The organism is uncultured Bradyrhizobium sp. (assembly GCF_964252615.1).
In the GTDB taxonomy this organism is placed as follows: Bacteria; Pseudomonadota; Alphaproteobacteria; order Rhizobiales; family Xanthobacteraceae; genus Bradyrhizobium.
This window is the reverse complement of the sequence record NZ_CAXUNQ010000015.1, coordinates 21828-38480: the sequence shown is the minus strand read 5'-3', so window position 1 is coordinate 38480 and position 16653 is coordinate 21828. Positions and strand designations below refer to the sequence as shown.

The following is a 16653-nucleotide window of genomic DNA, read 5'->3' as shown; positions in this document are numbered from 1 at the left end:
CTTTGGAACCAGACGGCATTCTAGCGGCGGGAAATGGGTGCGCACAGTCCTGTTCGGCTTTCCAAACCCCGCCCTGCCACCGCCGGTTTGCGAGGGTTTTTACTCAGTTTGCCTTATTTAACGGGGCTTGCCGAGCTCAACGCGATTCGCGGAGCCGGCAGCCTTACCAAGATTTCATCTGTCGTTCGGGGGTTCGCAGCGACGAGGAGGTGCCGCCCGGACTGAAACTTAGCCATGTCCGTCCCGTAACTTAGCCATCAACATCGCAGGGGCTGGGAATGCGCGTCGCAATCATCGGAACGGGAATCGCCGGCAGCGCCGCAGCGTGGGCGTTGTCGAAGCGTTACCCGGTGACCGTCTATGATCGCGAGCTTCGACCCGGCGGCCACAGCCATACGGTAACCATCGATTACGACGGCCAAGCAGTTGCGGTCGACATCGGCTTCATCGTCTACAACGAGCAGAATTATCCCGACCTGACGGCGCTGTTTGCTCATCTCGGTGTTGAAACGGTGGAAAGCTGCATGAGTTTTGCGGTCACCGCGGATGCCGGCCGTTTCGAATGGAAAGGCGGTGGCAATACCTGGCCTGAAACGGCAAAAGGTCTGTTCGCCCAACCGGGCAATCTGTTGTCGCCCTCCTATCTGCGGATGCTGCGCGACATCCTGACCTTCAACGACAAAAGTACCGAGGATTATGCGGCCGGTAACCTCGCCGGGATGACGCTCGGGAATTACTTCGCCGCCCGCAAATTCGCACCGCGCCTGCTGACCGATTATCTTGCGCCGATGGCCGCCGCGATCTGGTCGGCGCCGGCCGCTCAAATGCTTAACTTTCCCGCGGAGAATTTCGTCGCATTTTTCAGCAACCATCGCCTGCTGCAATACGACCGCCCGATCTGGCGCACGGTAAAAGGCGGCAGCCGCCGTTATGTGGAAAAACTGACCTCCGCATTCCGTGACCGTCTCCGTCTCGGCTGCGCCGTGACCTCGATCCAGCGCACACCGCATGGCATTATCGTGAGCGACAGTCATGGCGACCGCGAAACCTACGATCACGTCGTGATTGCCTCCCACAGCGATCAGGCGCTGGCGATGTTGTCGGATCCCGACGATCGGGAACGCGCGATTCTCGGCGATATCGGCTATGCGCCCAACGTCGTCTATCTCCATCGCGACATCAGGCTGATGCCGAAACGCCGGCGTGCATGGGCGTCGTGGAATTTTCTGCGCTGGCCGCGCGAAGGCGATACCGTCAACGACGTGGCCGTAACCTACTGGATGAACCGGTTGCAGGGCATCGAGGATGACAAACCGCTGTTCGTCAGCCTCAATCCCCCATTCGAGCCGAATCCGGCGCTGACATTCGGCAAATACATCTGCGACCATCCGCAATATAATGCCGCCGCCTTCGCCGCGCAAAAACACCTTGGCGAGATTCAAGGCAAGCGCCATACCTGGTTCTGCGGCGCCTGGACCGGATATGGCTTTCATGAGGACGGACTGCGATCCGGCCTTGCAGTCGCCGAAGCACTGGGAGCCTCGGTGCCATGGCGCGCGCCGCCGCCCGAACTGGCGCAAGCCGCGGAGTAGCGATGTCGGATGAACCCGCCAGACTTGAAGCGCATCCGGCCGGCGACGCGGCCGTGCTTTATTTCGGCGACGTCATGCATGCGCGATTGAAGCCGATGGGCCACCGCTTCAGCTACCGCGTCATGAGCCTGCTGATCGATCTCGACCGGCTTGATCAGGCCGACCGGCAGTCGGCGCTATTCGCGGTGAACCGGGCAGCCCTCTACAGTTTCAACGAACGGGACCACGGCGGCCGCGATGGATCGCCGTTGCGCGCCTATGTCGACCGTCGCGCCGCCGAGCATGGCATCGACCTGACCGGCGGGCGGGTGCTGCTGCTGTGTTACCCCCGACTGCTCGGTTACACCTTCAATCCCTTATCTGCTTATTTTTGCTACCGCGCCGACGGCTGGCTCGCCCTGATTATCTACGAGGTTCGCAACACTTTCGGCGAATTGCATTCCTACGTGCTTCCGGTGCAACCGGGTCAGGTCGGCAAAGCCGGTGTCCGCCAGCAGCAGGACAAGCTTTTTTACGTCTCGCCCTTTATCAAAATGGCGACGCGCTACCACTTCCGCGTCTCGCCGCCGGAAGAGACCGTCAAATTGCGTATTTTGGAGACGGACAGCGAGGGCCCCCTGCTCTCGGCAACGTTTAGCGGCAGGCGCCGCGGTCTGACCACCGCGGTTCTGTTGCGATCGTTCGTCTCGCTGCCGCTTGTCACCTTCAAGATCGTCGCGGCAATCCATTGGGAGGCGATGCGGCTCTGGCTCAAGGGGGTGCGGCTGGTGCCGCGCGCGGCCACCGCACCGACAAAAGCCGACGCGAATACCATCTTGGCGGCCGGCGGTTGCCGCGACTATACTCGGAGTGCGTTGTGCGGGACCGGAGGGAAGCCCGGTTCGCAGAAGAGCGCTCTGGTCCAGTGAAGGTCCGATCTGGGGTAATCGACCATCGACACGGAACTCGGACAGAGCCAAATCACTTGATGGATCGGTCATGTCTGACGTTATTTTGCTCACTCCCCATAATGTGGACAGGACGCTGTCCGACCTGCCGCGTGCGGTGCGGCTGGCGCTCGGATTTGGCTCGAAGCTGCGCTGCGGCACGCTCGACGTCACGCTGCCCGACGGCCGCAAGGTCAGATTGGGCGGCGTAGAAGCCGGACCTGCTGCCGAAATGACGCTTTACAATTACGGCTTTGCGTCGCGGCTTCTTAACGGCGGCGACATCGGAATAGCCGAAGCATATTTGAGCGGCGAATGGGATACGCCGGATCTGACGCAATTCCTCTATTTGTTCTGCATCAATCACGACCTGATCCAGACAATGCTGGGCGACAACCCGCTGATGCGATTTGTGCAGATCGTCCAGCATTGGTTCCACCGCAATACCAAGCGTCAGGCGCGCCGCAATATTTACGCGCATTACGACATCGGCAACGCGTTCTACTCGGCGTGGCTCGATCCGAGCATGACCTATTCCTCGGCGCTTTTTGAGGACGACACGCCTGACCTGACCGCGGCACAAAATAACAAATATCGCCGCCTCGCCGAAGCCATCGATCTGCAACCCGGCCAATCGGTGCTGGAAATCGGATGCGGCTGGGGCGGTTTTGCGGAATACGCCGCCAAGAACTACGGCACCAGCGTCGTCGGCCTGACCATCAGCAAGGAGCAGCACGATTTTGCGCAGCAGCGGATTCGGGACGCCGGCCTCAGCGACAAGGTCGAGATCAGATTTCAGGATTACCGGGACGAACGCGGCCGATACGACCGAATCGCCTCGATCGAGATGATCGAGGCAGTCGGTGAACAGTTCTGGCCGCAGTATTTTTCCCAGTTGCGCGACCGCCTGTTGCCCGGGGGGCTGGTGGGCATTCAGGCCATCACCATCCAGGACCGGTTCTTCCAGGCCTATCGCCGCGAAGTCGATTTCATCCAGCGCTATGTTTTCCCGGGTGGGATGCTGCCGTCGCCGGAGGTGTTGAAATCACTAGGCGAGCGGTTCGGCGTTCCCGTTATCCGCGAACGGATCTTTGGGCAAGATTATGCCAAGACGCTCGCGACCTGGCGGAATAATTTCCGCGCCGCCTGGCCAAACCTGACGCCCTTGGGCTTTGACGATCGCTTCCGGCGATTGTGGGAATACTACCTTGCCTATTGCGAGGCCGGTTTTCTGTCAGGAAATATCGACGTGCGCCAGGTGGTGTTCGCGAAGTCGAAGTGATTGACCTTCTCCTGCGCTGATCCCACATGCGTTCAACGCCTTGTGCGCCTTCGAAGCGTCCACTAGGGTCGTTTGCGTTCGATCATGCCGGTGAATGAATAATCATGAACATCAACAAAGACGTCGTGGAAGCGATCGGCAACACTCCGCTCATCCAGCTAAAGCGGGCTTCTGAACAGACCGGCTGCACCATTCTCGGCAAGGCCGAATTCATGAATCCCGGCCAGTCGGTGAAGGACCGCGCCGCGCTCTTCATCATTCGCGACGCCATGCAACGCGGCGCACTTCGGCCGGGCGGCGCGGTCGTCGAAGGCACCGCGGGAAATACCGGGATCGGACTGGCGCTGGTTGCCAACGCACTCGGATTTCGCACCGTCATCGTGATTCCGGAGACGCAAAGCCAGGAAAAGAAAGACATGCTGCGGCTATGCGGCGCCGAACTGATCGAAGTACCGGCGGTACCCTACGCCAACCCCAACAATTACGTGAAGCTGTCGGGACGTCTGGCCGAACAACTCGCGAAATCCGAGCCCAACGGCGCGATCTGGGCCAACCAGTTCGACAACCTCGCCAACCGCCAAGCCCATATCGAAACCACGGCGCCGGAAATATGGCGACAGACCGACGGCAAGGTCGATGGTTTCGTATCGTCGGTAGGCTCCGGAGGCACCCTCGCCGGCGTGTCGATCGGTCTGAAGAAGATGAACCCGAAAATCCGGATTGCGCTCGCCGATCCCATGGGGTCGGCGTTATATAATTATTACAAGAACGGCGCCCTGAAATCCGAGGGCTCGTCGATTACGGAAGGCATCGGCCAGGGCCGCGTCACCGCCAATCTGGAAGGCATTGTCGTCGACGAGGCCTACCGGATTTCCGACGAGGAAGCAGTGCCGGTCATCTTCGACCTGCTCGAACATGAAGGGCTATGCCTCGGCGGCTCGACCGGCATCAATGTCGCCGGCGCCATTCGCCTGGCCGAAGACCTTGGACCCGGCCACACCATCGTGACGATGCTGTGCGACTACGGCACGCGTTATCAGTCCAAATTGTTCAATCCGGATTTCATGCGCTCGAAAAACCTGCCGGTGCCGGAATGGCTGGAGCAGAAGAGCCGGATCAGCGTGCCGTTCGAAACGGTGTGAACGCGTCGCGTAGCTGCGTAAGGCGGATCAGCGCAGCGTCATCCGCCCTCTTGCTGCGGGAATGGCGGATGACGCCGCGCTAGTCCGCCCTGCAAACCAATCACCGTAATATCTGGCTCAGGAACAACTGCGTCCGCGCGTGCTGCGGATTGGCGAAGAAGTTGGCCGGCGTATTCGATTCGATGATTTGTCCTGCGTCCATGAACACGACGCGGTTCGCCACTTCCTTGGCAAATCCCATTTCGTGGGTGACCACCAGCATGGTCATGCCGTCATTGGCGAGGTTCACCATCGTGTCCAGCACTTCCTTGACCATTTCGGGATCGAGTGCCGAGGTTGGCTCGTCGAACAGCATCACCTTGGGATTCATGGTCAGCGCGCGCGCGATCGCGACCCGCTGCTGCTGGCCGCCGGACATCTGGCCCGGATATTTGTTGGCTTGATGGGGAATCTTCACGCGCTCGAGAAATTTCATCGCCGTCGCTTCGGCGTCTTTTTTCGGAATATTGCGGACCCAGATCGGCGCCAGCGTGCAGTTCTCCAGCACGGTCAGATGCGGGAACAGGTTGAAGCTCTGAAACACCATGCCGACTTCGCGTCGCACTTCATCGACGCGCCGCAGGTTGGGCCCGAGTTCGATGCCGTCGATGACAATTTCGCCTTCCTGGAATTCCTCCAACGCGTTCATGCAGCGGATCAGCGTCGATTTGCCCGAACCGGACGGGCCGCAGATCACGATGCGCTCGCCTTTGGCGACGTCGAGGTTGATGTCGCGCAGCACATGAAAATCGCCATACCACTTGTTCAGCGCCGCGACATTGACGATCGAATCCGTTGCCATGGTCAGTGATCTCAGTTGCGCCGGTGAGCATTCAGACGGCGTTCGACGAACAGCGAATAACGCGACATTCCAAAGCAGAACACAAAGTAGACGATGCCGGTGAAGGCGAATCCGGTGAACAGCGTGGTGGGCGTCGCCCAGTTCGGATCGGCGAACGACGCGCGTAAACTGCCGAGCAGATCGAACAGCGCCACGATCGACACCAACGAGGTGTCCTTGAACAAGGCGATGAAGCTGTTGACGAGGCCGGGAATGACGTGGCGCAGCGCCTGCGGCATCACGATCAGTCCCGTGGTCTTCCAGTAGGACAGGCCCAGGGCGCTGGCGGCTTCGCCCTGCCCGCGCGGGATCGCCTGCAAGCCGCCGCGAATGACCTCGGCCTGGTAGGCGCCCGCGAACAAGGCGATGCCGATCAGCGCCCGGACCAGGCCGTCTACCGTGAAGCCGGCGGGAAGGAACAGCGGCAGCATGTAGGTTGCAAAGAACAGCACGGTGATCAACGGTACGCCGCGCCAGAACTCGATGAACGCCACCGAAAATGTCCGGATCAACGGAATGGTCGAACGCCGCCCCAGCGCCAGCGCGATGCCGATCGGCATCGAGGCGACGATGCCAGTCACCGACACCACCAGTGTCACCAACAGGCCGCCCCACAACCTCGTGTCGACCACCGGCAAGCCGCCGCGGTCCAGGCCCATCACCGCGATCACGATGCCGATCCCGGCGAAGATCGCAAGGCTCACGATAAGCGCGCGCCATCCCGTGCGAAAGCCGCCATTGAGGACAAACAACGCGATCGAGATGACGGCGGCGGTGGCTGCGAAATCGGCCCATACCGGGTTGCCGGCGGCCTGGACTTGGTCGCGCAGCCACGTCAACGGCCAGAGTACGAACGACACAACCGTGCTCAGGAACACGATGAACTTGCCAAGCAGAACCAGCAGCGGGCCGACCACGGTCTTGGCCGCACCGAGTTCTGCCAGCTTATGCCCCGCATCGCCGATGCTGCTGACAAAACCCGACAGGAAATCCGCCGTCCAGGTCACGCCGAATCCCTTGATGCCGCCGCCGTGCAGCAGAAAGTAGGCGACGATGGGAAACGCGACAAAGAACAGTCCGGCATTGAGCCCCTTTGCCGGCAACCGCGGGACCAACAGCGGCAGCAGTAAGATGGCAGCCATGATAAAGGTGAGATTGACCCGCCAGCGTTCCTGCTCGGGATAGAACCCGTAGATGAACTGCGTGAACTTGGCCTGGATGTACGGCCAGCAGGCTCCTACCGCGTGGCCGGCGTTCTCGGCAAGACATGCCGTGCGATCCTTGCCGCTCCAGACCGCGTCGATCAGCAGGAATTTGACGCTGGGAATGACTGTGAACCACAGCAACAGCGCGCTGGCGATGGTGATCAGGATGTTGGTTGGCGAATTGAACAGACGCGTACGCAGAAAGCCGACAAAGCCGGTGGTCTTGACCGGCGCCGCGCGCTCGGGAACCAGCTCCCGGCGGACGAAAACCGGTGCCGCAAGATCAGTCGATGCGGCCAGGTCGCTCATGTGTTGCCGAGGCTCCGGCTGAGACGCCACCCGTAAAAGCTCATCATCGCGCTGGTGACGAGCGAGATCAGAAGATAGACGCCCATGGTGATCGCAATGATTTCAATGGCCTGGCCGGTCTGGCTTAGCGTCGTTCCCGCGAACACCGAGAACAGATCGGGATATCCGATGCCGACAGCGAGCGACGAGTTCTTGGTCAGGTTGAGGTACTGGTTGGTGAGCGGAGGCAGAATGACGCGCAGGGCCTGCGGCACCACGATCAAACGCAACGTCGAGCCGCGCGACAGGCCTAACGACGAACCGGCTTCCATCTGGCCCTTGTGGACCGATAAAACCCCGGCGCGCACGATTTCAGCAATAAATGCCGCGGTATAGGTCGACAACGCGAGCGTCAGGGCGACGAATTCCGGGATCACCCGCGAGCCGCCGGAGAAATTGAAACCCTTGAGTTCCGGAATTTCGAATGTCACCGGCTTGCCGAATGCCAGGGCGGTCATCAGCGGCAACCCGATCAGCAGACCCAGGACATAAGGCCAGATCGTCAGCAACCTGCCGGACTGAAACAGCAGCCGCCGCGCATAGCTGCGCAACAGCAACGCGGCCGCGATTGCAATCGCGACGGCAATGACAAACGCCGTCAGCCCCTCATGTCCGATCGGCTTCGGGATGACAAAACCGCGGTTGGAGAGAAAAAAGCTGCCGAACAGCGAAATGCTTTGCCGCGGATTGGGCAATGTCGCCAGCACCGCGAGATACCAGAACAGGATCTGGAACAGCAGCGGCAGATTGCGGATCAATTCGACGTAAGCGCCGGCCACGCGTGACAGCAGCCAATTCGGCGACAACCGTCCCAACCCGACCAGAAATCCGATGATGGTGGCAAAGAAGATGCCGATCACAGCCACCAGCAGCGTGTTGAGCAATCCGACAAAAAACACGCGGGTGTAGGTGTCGGAGCCGGAATAGGGAATGAGGTTCTGGCTGACGTCAAAACCCGCCGTATTCGACAAGAACCCGAAGCCGGACGTGATCCGTTGCGCCTCGAGATTGGAGCGGGCGTTGGCGACGATCTCATAGGCAATCCAAGCCAGCGCCGCGACGAACAATATCTGGAGGGCGAACCCACCCCAACCCGCGCGTCCGCCGAGTGCGCGCCGCAGTTTTGCGACAAACTGCGGCGGTGGTTTACGGGCTTCGACGGCCATGGCCGCTGCTGTCTTGTAAGATCAGCGGATCGGCGGCGCGTACTGGATTCCACCCTTGTTCCAGAGCTGGTTCAGCCCGCGGGCAATGCCAAGCTTGGAGCCGGCACCGACGTTGCGATCGAACGATTCGCCGTAATTGCCGACCGCTTTCACGATCCGCGACATCCAATCCTTGGTGAGGCCGAGTTGCTCGCCGAGATTGCCGTCGGTCCCGAACGCCCGTTTCAGCTCCGGCTTGTCGGATTTCGCCATTTCGTCGGCGTTCTTCTGCGTGACCCCGAGTTCCTCGGCATCGACCATGGCAAACAAGGTCCACTTGACGATATCGAACCACTGATCGTCGCCATGGCGTACCATCGGACCAAGCGGCTCCTTCGAGATCACTTCCGGAAGCACGGCGTGATCGGCCGGATTGGAGAGCTTCAGGCGCTCGGCATAGAGCTGGGAAACGTCCGAAGTGAAGACGTCGCAGCGCCCGGATTCATAGGCCTTGACGGTCTCGTCAGCCGTAGAGAATGCGATCACCTCGTACTTCATGTTGTTGCCTTTGAAGTAGTCGGCGAGATTCTGCTCGGTTGTGGTACCGGTCTGCACGCAAACCGAGGCGCTGTTCAGTTCCAGCGCGGAGTTTACCTTCAGTGATTTTTTGACCAGGAAGCCCTGTCCGTCATAATAGGTGACACCGGTGAAATTGGCGCCAAGCGAGGTGTCGCGCGACAACGTCCAAGTGGTGTTGCGCGACAGCACGTCGATTTCGCCGGATTGCAGCGCCGTGAAACGGTCCTTGGCCGACAACGGAACGAACTTCACTTTGGCCGGATCATTGAAGATCGCCGCCGCGACGGCACGGCAGATATCGACGTCGAGACCGGCCCAGTTGCCTTTGTCGTCGGGCGCCGAGAAGCCGGGCAAGCCCTGGCTTACACCGCAGGACAGCATGCCGCGGTCTTTGACCGTCTTGAGGGTCTGCGCGGTGGCCGCCTGCGTCGAAAGACCGGCGGCAAGAGCAACGGTAAGGACGAGAGATACGCGATTCATAGCTAAACCTTTCGGGGCTCGGGACGTCGTGTTGTCATCACGTGCGCGCAGATAGGCCGGCCAATCGATCCGGCCGCCCCGCGCGGAGGCCAGCCTGAGGCACAGGACAGCGACCAATTCGGCTGGGCGGTGGATCAGAATTCGCAGCAGGCCCCCTCAACGTGCAGCGACTGAATAGCTCGCTTGCATCACAGAACGGTTGGAGAGCCGGGTCAAGGGGTTGACGGCGGACTTCTGTGTCCTGTTATTAACAAACTTGAGTCCGACCCCGCCTCCCGCGGGATTTCGCGACATGTCGCGGGCTGCGGCAAAACGTCTTTGGTCGGCGGCGAAGCATGAATATTTCTCAAAATGATGGCCAGTCGCCTCCCCTGAAGCCGGAAACGGCGCTGGTGACCTCCGGCCGCGACACCAAGGCACAAAAGGGTTTCGTCAATCCGCCGGTGGTCCATGGCTCGACCGTGCTTTATCCGACCGCCGAGGACCTGCATGCCCATCGCGGCGAGTTCCAGTACGGCAGGCATGGAACACCGACCACCAAGGCGCTGCAGGGTGCGCTGATGGCCCTCGAGGGGCCGCGCTGCGCCGGCGTCGGACTTGCTCCCTCCGGTCTGGCGGCGATTTCGACGGCTCTGCTGGCGGTGCTGAAGGCCGGCGATCATCTGCTCGTTTGTGACAATGTCTATCGCCCGACGCGCAATTTCTGTAACGGCTTGCTGAACCGTTACGGTGTCGAGACCACGTATTACGATCCCTTGATCGGCGCCGGCATTGCCGCATTGTTCAGGCCGAACACCAAGGCGGTGGTGGTCGAAGCGCCGGGATCTCAATCCTTCGAGATGCCGGACATACCGGCGATAACAGCCGTGGCGCAGCCGCGGGGCGCGCTGGTGATCGACGACAACACCTGGGCGACGCCGCTGTTTCACCGTTCGCTGGATCAGGGCGTCGACATCAGCATCCAGGCTGCGACCAAATATATCGGCGGACATTCCGACATCATGTTCGGGACCGTTTCAGCCAACGCCAGGGCGTGGCCGCAGATCGCTGAGGCGATCAGGCTGCTCGGCGTCTGCGCCGGACCGGACGACGTGTTTCTGGCGCTGCGCGGACTCCGGACTCTTGCGGTGCGGCTCAACCAGCACCACCGCTCGGCGCTCGACATGGCTCGGTGGCTCGCCGCGCGGCCGGAGGTGACCCGCGTTCTGCACCCCGGGCTGGAAAGCGATCCCGGCCACGCGGTCTGGAAGCGGGATTTTACCGGTGCGTCCGGCCTGTTCAGCGTGGTGCTGAAGCCGGCGCCGCGACAGGCGGTCGACGCGCTGCTCGATACGGTCAAATTGTTCGGGATGGGCTATTCGTGGGGCGGCTTCGAGAGCCTGATCATTCCGTTCGACTGCGCCGATTATCGCACGGCCACGAAATGGGCGCCGGGCGGACCGACATTGCGGCTCCACATCGGGCTGGAAGACGTCGATGATCTGAAGGCCGATCTGGATCGCGGCTTTCAGGCCTTCAACGCCGCATAGTCGGCGCCCTATTTTCGCGCCCGTCGATCCGATAAAGGGATTGATTGGCTGCGTTTTGCCGATAGCTTGACCGTTCGGCTCGAATTACCAGTGAACAACCATGGGAAGCATCGTTCTTCTCGACCTGATGGGCGGCATCGCGCTGCTGCTGTGGGGCCTGCACATGGTTCACAGCGGCATTTTGCGTGCGTTCGGTCCCGACCTGCGCGTGCTTCTGGCGCGGGCGCTGAAGAACCGCGCCGCCGCCTTCGCGGCAGGGTTGGGCCTCACCGCACTTCTGCAAAGCAGCACCGCAACCGCTCTGATCACCAGTTCGTTCACCGCGGAAGGTTTGGTCAGCCTGGTGCCGGCGCTCGCGATCATGCTCGGCGCCAATGTGGGGACCACTCTGATCGTCCAGATTCTCTCCTTCAATATCGCAGCCGCAGCCCCGGTTCTCTTCATCCTCGGGCTGGTCGCTTTCCGCGGCGGCGCGCGCTCGCGCGTCAAGGACATCGGCCGAGTCTCCATCGGCCTCGGCCTGATGTTGCTGGCCTTGCATATCCTGCTGGATACATTGGCACCCGCCGAGAACGCGCCGGGCGTCCGCGTCTTCATGAACGCTATTACCGGCGATCCGGTGCTCTGCGTCGTCATCGGCGCGGCGGTGACCTGGGCGGTGCATTCCAGCGTCGCCACCGTGCTCCTGATCATGTCGCTGGCATATGCGCATTTCGTCACGCCTTACGCTGCGGTGGCGCTGGTACTCGGCGCCAACATCGGCAGCGCGGTCAATCCGGTGTTCGAAGGCGCGCACCGCGACAATCCGGCCAGCTACCGGCTTCCGATCGGAAACCTGTTCAATCGACTGGCGGGCGTGCTGCTGGTCGCGCCGTTCCTGCGCCCGATTGCCGAAACGTTGCAGGCGTGGCAGCCCGATCTGGCGAAGGCTACGGCGGAATTTCACATCGCCTTCAATGTGGCGACCGCGGTCGTCTTCATCGGCCTGCTCGACCCCATGGCGCGGGCGCTGAAGCGGTTGCTGCCCAATCGCGTCCTGGAAACCGATCCGTCGCGGCCGCGCTATCTCGATGAGAGCGCGCTGGAAACGCCATCGCTGGCCTTGGCGGATGCCGCGCGCGAGACGCTGCACATGGGCGATCTGGTCGAGGTGATGCTGCGCAAAGTGATGGCGGCAATGATGACCAACGACCGCGCGCTGGTCGATCAGGTGTCGCGCATGGACAATGCGGTTGACGGTCTCGACGAGGCCATCAAACTGTATCTGACCAAGCTGACCCGCGGCAGTCTGGACGAGCGCGAGGGCCATCGCGCCATGGAAATCATCTCCTTTGCCATCAACCTCGAACACATCGGCGACATCATCGACAAGAACCTGAGCGAACTGGCGACCAAAAAGATCAAACGCCGGTTCCAGTTTTCACCGGAGGGGGCAGAGGAACTGTCGGCGTTCCACAAGCGAACGATGGATTCGTTGCGGATCGCGTTCGGCGTATTCATGTCCGGCGACGTCGGCGAGGCTCGCAAGCTTCTCACCGAGAAAGCCGCGCTGCGTAACGCCGAACTCGCGGCGACCGAACGGCATCTCGACCGCCTGCGCGAGGGCCGGCCTGAAACCATCGAAACCACGTCGCTGCATCTCGACGTGCTGCGCGATCTGCGGCGGATTCATTCGCACGTCTGTTCGGTAGCCTATCCGGTGCTCGACGCCGCCGGCGAACTGCCGGCGTCGCTGAATGCGGAAGCCGATCTCGCCGCGCTGCCCGCCCCGGCGGCAAATCCGGCGGCGCGATAACGAGGCTCAGCCACCGGCCGACGCCTGCCGTCCGTTGACAATGATGAAATACAGATTGCGGATGTAAACCAGCAGGCCCAGCGCCTGCCCCGCGATGAACACCGGGTCCCTGCGATAGAGCGCATAGATCAGCAGCAGCACGCCGCCGCCGATCGAGAAGAACCAGAATGCCACCGGGATCACGCTCTTGCGCGCGCGTTCCGAGGCGATCCATTGCACCACGAAACGCATGGTGAAAAAGCCCTGCGCCACGAATCCCAGGATCACCCAACCGTCGAACTTGATCACGAAAACATCGTGCAAATAGCTGCCAAGCGTGTTGAACAGATCACTCATGAGATGTCACCTCGATCGCAACCGGCGTCGGCTTCTTGCGGCGGATCAGCCACCATACGCCGGCGAGATCCATGATCCCGATCCATAACCGATCGAAGAATCCGTAGTTCGATACTCCCGAGCGGCGGGGACGGTCGATCACGTCGACATAGGCGATGTCGTAGCCCTCGCGGCGCACCAGCGCGGGCAGAAATCGATGCAGTCCGTCGAAGTAAGGCATCGACAGGAACACATCGCGTCGGAATGCCTTCAGGCCGCAGCCGGTATCGCGGGTACCATCGCGCAGGATCGTATTGCGCACGCCATTGGCGATACGGGATTGCACCTTCTTGAAGCCGGTGTCCTTGCGCCCGACGCGCTGTCCCGCGGCAAGGCCGACGCGGTCGCCGCCGTTTTCGACGGCCGCAATCAGATCCGGCAGGAATGCCGGATCGTTTTGGCCATCGCCGTCAAGCGTGGCGACCATCGCGCCGCGCGCGGCGCGCACCCCGGTTCGCACCGCGGCCGATTGCCCGAACGAAGTCGCATGACGGATCTGGCGCAGGTTTCCCCGCGTTCGCATCATCGCCGCAAGCTGCCCGGAGGTGGCGTCGGTAGAGCCGTCGTCGACATAGATGATTTCGTAAGCCCAGCGGCCATCGAGCGCGGCTGATATCTCGGCGATCAACGGCGCGACGTTGCCGGCCTCGTTGCGCACGGGCACGACAATGGAAACATCGACAGCGGCCGCGTCAGAGGGTGACAAATCAACGCCCATGGCTAGAGTTCAACGGCCGGAATCAATGGCCTGGACGGCCTGCCGGCGTCCGCTTCTATGGGGCGAACGCATCGCGGGCAACCCTTTTAAGGCGCTCCAGCGAGGGACCCGCAAGCGGTTCGATCGTGCCGTCGCGGCTTATCGTGAAGGCCAGATGACGGGCCGCGAACCAGTACCGCGCCAACATCGCTCCGATCACGCCCAGCAATGCGCCTGCAACTACGTCGCTCGGGTGATGGGCCAGCAGCACAAGACGGCTTATCCCGATCGCGATGGCGTAGACGATCATTACCGCGCGCAGGCGAGGCCATACTGCAGAAACCGCGAAAGCCAACGCAAAGGCGGTAACGGAATGGCCCGACGGAAAACTCGCATAGGCTTCGGTGCCTGCGAAGTACATGAAGTTGAAGGCGTTGGCGTGGCCGCCGACGAACGGCCGCCCGCGTCCCACCACATCCTTGACGACCTCGCCGGCGAGCACCGGCAGCAGCACCGCAAAAAATATGAAAAGCAGTCGGGTTCCGAAGCCGATCAGCAGCGACCGCGGCGTTCCGCGCGCCATCGGCACCACAGCGGCGGTGACGACGAGCATCGTCGCCAGCGTCCACAGCACGTAAGCCGATTTCCCGAAGTCCGTCAGGATGCGCACCGGCCAGAGCCAGGCGGTGCCGCGCGGCGGCATCCAGCCGATTTCGGTGGCGTCCAACGCAACCATTAGCACGACGATTGCAGCCCCGATGCCCGCCGCGAGAAACAGCGCATGGCGCGCCCCTCGTCGCGCGGCCTCGGCGCGCCGCGAATGCGAGGGCGGACGAACCAGTTGCACGAGCGAGAGCGATACGAACGAAACCAGGCGGACGACGTAATTCGACGATGCGCTCATCTCGCCCCGGGCCGACATCTACTCGGTGCCCTCGGAGCGGAACACCGCCACGGAAATCGCCTTGCCTTGCGAGAAATTATAGCCGTCCACCCGGGTTGCTACGTTGTAGCGTAGCCCGATGGCTTCGGCGCGCTGGGCGAATGCGCGTTCCGATCGCGCTTCAACGAGCGCAAACCGGCAACTGCCGTGGCCGAGGAAATTGGCGGCACCCGAGCCATCGGTTAGCAGGGTCGACGTGCCGGTCATGAACACCAGACTCGGTTCATGATAGCCGGCGGCGGCGGCCTTCGGTCCGACGCAAACGACGTTGCGCAGCACCCGCGCGATCTCGGCCGAGGGAAACAGCGGCGTCAGCGCCGGCACCACGATGCCATAGATCGACGCGCTCAAGAACAGTGCCGCCACGACCGCGTTCAGGAGCGATCGTTCGGCGCGAATGTCGTCGTACAGCCACCAGGCGAACAGCCCGAATATCAGGGATGCCGCCACGAACGGCCAGGCCAGGAACACCGGTTGGCGCGTCAGTGAAATCGCCGCGACGATGGCCATGATCGACAGGACCGCGGGGATAACGAACCACCACGCCGCGCCGCGCATCAGCCACGACCGGGACAGCACGCGGCGCTCGAGCGCGCCGACCGTCAGGATTGCGATCGCCGGATAGAGCGGCAGCACGTAATGCGGCAGCTTGGTCAGCACCAGTTCGAACACGATCCATGAGGGTATCAGCCAGGCCAGAAGATATCGCGCGCCTGGCTCGCGGCGGGCCCGCCATACCGCCGGCGCCGCCAACCCCGCGAGCGCCGCGCCGGGCCAGAACGTCGCCCAGAACAGCACCAGATAGGTGCCGGGCGGCGCACCATGGGATTCCTGCGCAGCAAGCTTGCTCAACATGTCGCCGCCAAGCGAATCCACGAAGAACGTATCCCCGGCACGCCAGAAGATGGCGATGAACCATGGCAGCACCAGAACCAGCAGCCAGGTCAGCCCCCAGACCGGGCGCAGGCGCCACAGCCATGTCGCCGTGCGGTCGAGCACCGCCAGCGTGCCGATGGTCAAACCGACGAACATCAGGATCAGCGGACCTTTGAGCAGGATTCCGCCGGCCAGGGCGGTCCAAAAAATAGCAGGCCATGTCCACGGCGGATGCGCGGGTTCCTCGCCGCGCTGCCAGGACAAATAGACCCGCGCCATCGAGCCCATCGCAGTCACGACGGTGAACAGCAGCATGGCGTCGGTCTTTGCCAGCCGCGCCTCGGCGCCGAGCAGAATCGAACTGCACATGATCAATCCCGCGAGGATCGCGCCACGGCGGGTGACGAAGGCGAGCGCGGCCCAGTAGGTCATCAACACCGCACCGACAGCCCCGACCAGAGAGGGTACGCGATAGAGCCAGATGCGAACCTGCGCGCGCTGAAGCCCGAGCTTGCCCGCGGTTTCGACGACTGCGGACTGCAGCCAATAGATACCGACCGGCTTCTTGTAGCGCACATCCTCCTGGAAGCGGATGTCCACGAAATCCCCGGTCTCGACCATCTGCTTGGTCGCCTGCGCGAACCGCGCCTCGTCGCGGTCGACCGGCGGAATGTTGAAAAAGCCGGGCAGGAAGAACAGCAGTCCGCAGATCGTCAGAAAACCGACGGCGCGGGCGTGACTGCCGGCGACGAAGTCGAGCACTTTCACAAGCACGCCGGCCGGAATCAACCGGCGCTTCGGCTCGCGCGATTCTCCAAATCTGGGACGTGCGTAAGTTTCGGCCATCGGTTCCGCATAC

14 protein-coding genes are annotated in these 16653 nt (G+C 62.0%); 6 read left to right on the top strand and 8 right to left on the bottom strand.

Annotation, left to right across the window (positions count from 1 at the left end):
- Positions 1 to 278 precede the first annotated feature (278 nt).
- The 4 genes from ACFE72_RS10595 (at position 279) to ACFE72_RS10580 (ending at position 4942) form a co-directional block, all read left to right on the top strand.
- On the top strand, positions 279 to 1592 hold the full coding sequence (locus ACFE72_RS10595; protein ID WP_375413046.1) for an NAD(P)/FAD-dependent oxidoreductase: 1314 nt from the start codon (positions 279 to 281) through the stop codon (positions 1590 to 1592).
- Between the two features lie 2 nt (positions 1593 to 1594).
- Positions 1595 to 2500 carry a DUF1365 domain-containing protein gene (locus tag ACFE72_RS10590; protein ID WP_375413045.1) on the top strand — a complete coding sequence of 302 codons (906 nt, stop codon included), beginning with the start codon at positions 1595 to 1597 and terminating at the stop codon, positions 2498 to 2500.
- Positions 2501 to 2570: 70 nt separating this feature from the next.
- Complete coding sequence (locus tag ACFE72_RS10585) at positions 2571 to 3800, top strand: class I SAM-dependent methyltransferase (RefSeq protein WP_375413044.1); 1230 nt, start codon at positions 2571 to 2573, stop codon at positions 3798 to 3800.
- Between the two features lie 104 nt (positions 3801 to 3904).
- Positions 3905 to 4942 carry a cysteine synthase A gene (locus ACFE72_RS10580; RefSeq protein WP_375413043.1) on the top strand — a complete coding sequence of 346 codons (1038 nt, stop codon included), beginning with the start codon at positions 3905 to 3907 and terminating at the stop codon, positions 4940 to 4942.
- A 100-nt stretch (positions 4943 to 5042) separates the two neighbouring features.
- Here the strand turns inward: ACFE72_RS10580 and ACFE72_RS10575 are convergent, their stop codons facing one another.
- From ACFE72_RS10575 to ACFE72_RS10560, 4 genes are read right to left on the bottom strand one after another with little or no spacing between them, the layout of a single operon-like run.
- Complete coding sequence (locus tag ACFE72_RS10575) at positions 5043 to 5783, bottom strand: amino acid ABC transporter ATP-binding protein (protein ID WP_375413042.1); 741 nt, start codon at positions 5781 to 5783, stop codon at positions 5043 to 5045.
- 11 nt (positions 5784 to 5794) lie between these two features.
- Positions 5795 to 7336 carry an amino acid ABC transporter permease gene (locus ACFE72_RS10570; protein WP_375413041.1) on the bottom strand — a complete coding sequence of 514 codons (1542 nt, stop codon included), beginning with the start codon at positions 7334 to 7336 and terminating at the stop codon, positions 5795 to 5797.
- Positions 7333 to 8541 (bottom strand): amino acid ABC transporter permease, encoded by a 1209-nt coding sequence (locus tag ACFE72_RS10565; RefSeq protein WP_375413040.1) that lies wholly within the window; start codon positions 8539 to 8541, stop codon positions 7333 to 7335. The genes ACFE72_RS10570 and ACFE72_RS10565 overlap by 4 nt, the downstream gene beginning before the upstream one ends.
- 21 nt (positions 8542 to 8562) lie before the next feature.
- On the bottom strand, positions 8563 to 9579 hold the full coding sequence (locus tag ACFE72_RS10560; protein WP_375413039.1) for an amino acid ABC transporter substrate-binding protein: 1017 nt from the start codon (positions 9577 to 9579) through the stop codon (positions 8563 to 8565).
- A gap of 335 nt (positions 9580 to 9914) precedes the next feature.
- Here ACFE72_RS10560 and metC point away from each other — a divergent pair, with 335 nt between their 5' ends.
- Both metC and ACFE72_RS10550 read left to right on the top strand, forming a co-directional pair.
- Positions 9915 to 11108: a cystathionine beta-lyase gene (metC, locus tag ACFE72_RS10555; RefSeq protein ID WP_375413038.1), complete on the top strand. Its 1194-nt coding sequence runs from the start codon at positions 9915 to 9917 to the stop codon at positions 11106 to 11108.
- Between the two features lie 100 nt (positions 11109 to 11208).
- Entirely contained in the window at positions 11209 to 12903 is a 1695-nt protein-coding gene (locus ACFE72_RS10550) for a Na/Pi cotransporter family protein (protein ID WP_375413037.1), read from the top strand.
- A 6-nt stretch (positions 12904 to 12909) separates the two neighbouring features.
- On the opposite strand, the gene ACFE72_RS10545 is transcribed toward ACFE72_RS10550, so the two are convergent.
- From ACFE72_RS10545 to ACFE72_RS10530, 4 genes are read right to left on the bottom strand one after another with little or no spacing between them, the layout of a single operon-like run.
- Positions 12910 to 13239, bottom strand: coding sequence for a lipid-A-disaccharide synthase N-terminal domain-containing protein (locus tag ACFE72_RS10545; protein WP_375413036.1), 330 nt, complete (start codon positions 13237 to 13239; stop codon positions 12910 to 12912).
- The gene (locus tag ACFE72_RS10540; protein ID WP_375413035.1) at positions 13232 to 13996 is read right to left on the bottom strand and encodes a glycosyltransferase family 2 protein; all 765 of its coding nucleotides are present in this window, start codon (positions 13994 to 13996) and stop codon (positions 13232 to 13234) included. Before ACFE72_RS10540 ends, ACFE72_RS10545 begins: the two co-directional genes overlap by 8 nt.
- Positions 13997 to 14051: 55 nt before the next feature.
- Positions 14052 to 14897, bottom strand: coding sequence for a phosphatase PAP2 family protein (locus ACFE72_RS10535; protein ID WP_375413034.1), 846 nt, complete (start codon positions 14895 to 14897; stop codon positions 14052 to 14054).
- Positions 14898 to 16640 (bottom strand): ArnT family glycosyltransferase, encoded by a 1743-nt coding sequence (locus ACFE72_RS10530; protein ID WP_375413033.1) that lies wholly within the window; start codon positions 16638 to 16640, stop codon positions 14898 to 14900.
- Positions 16641 to 16653: the final 13 nt, after the last annotated feature.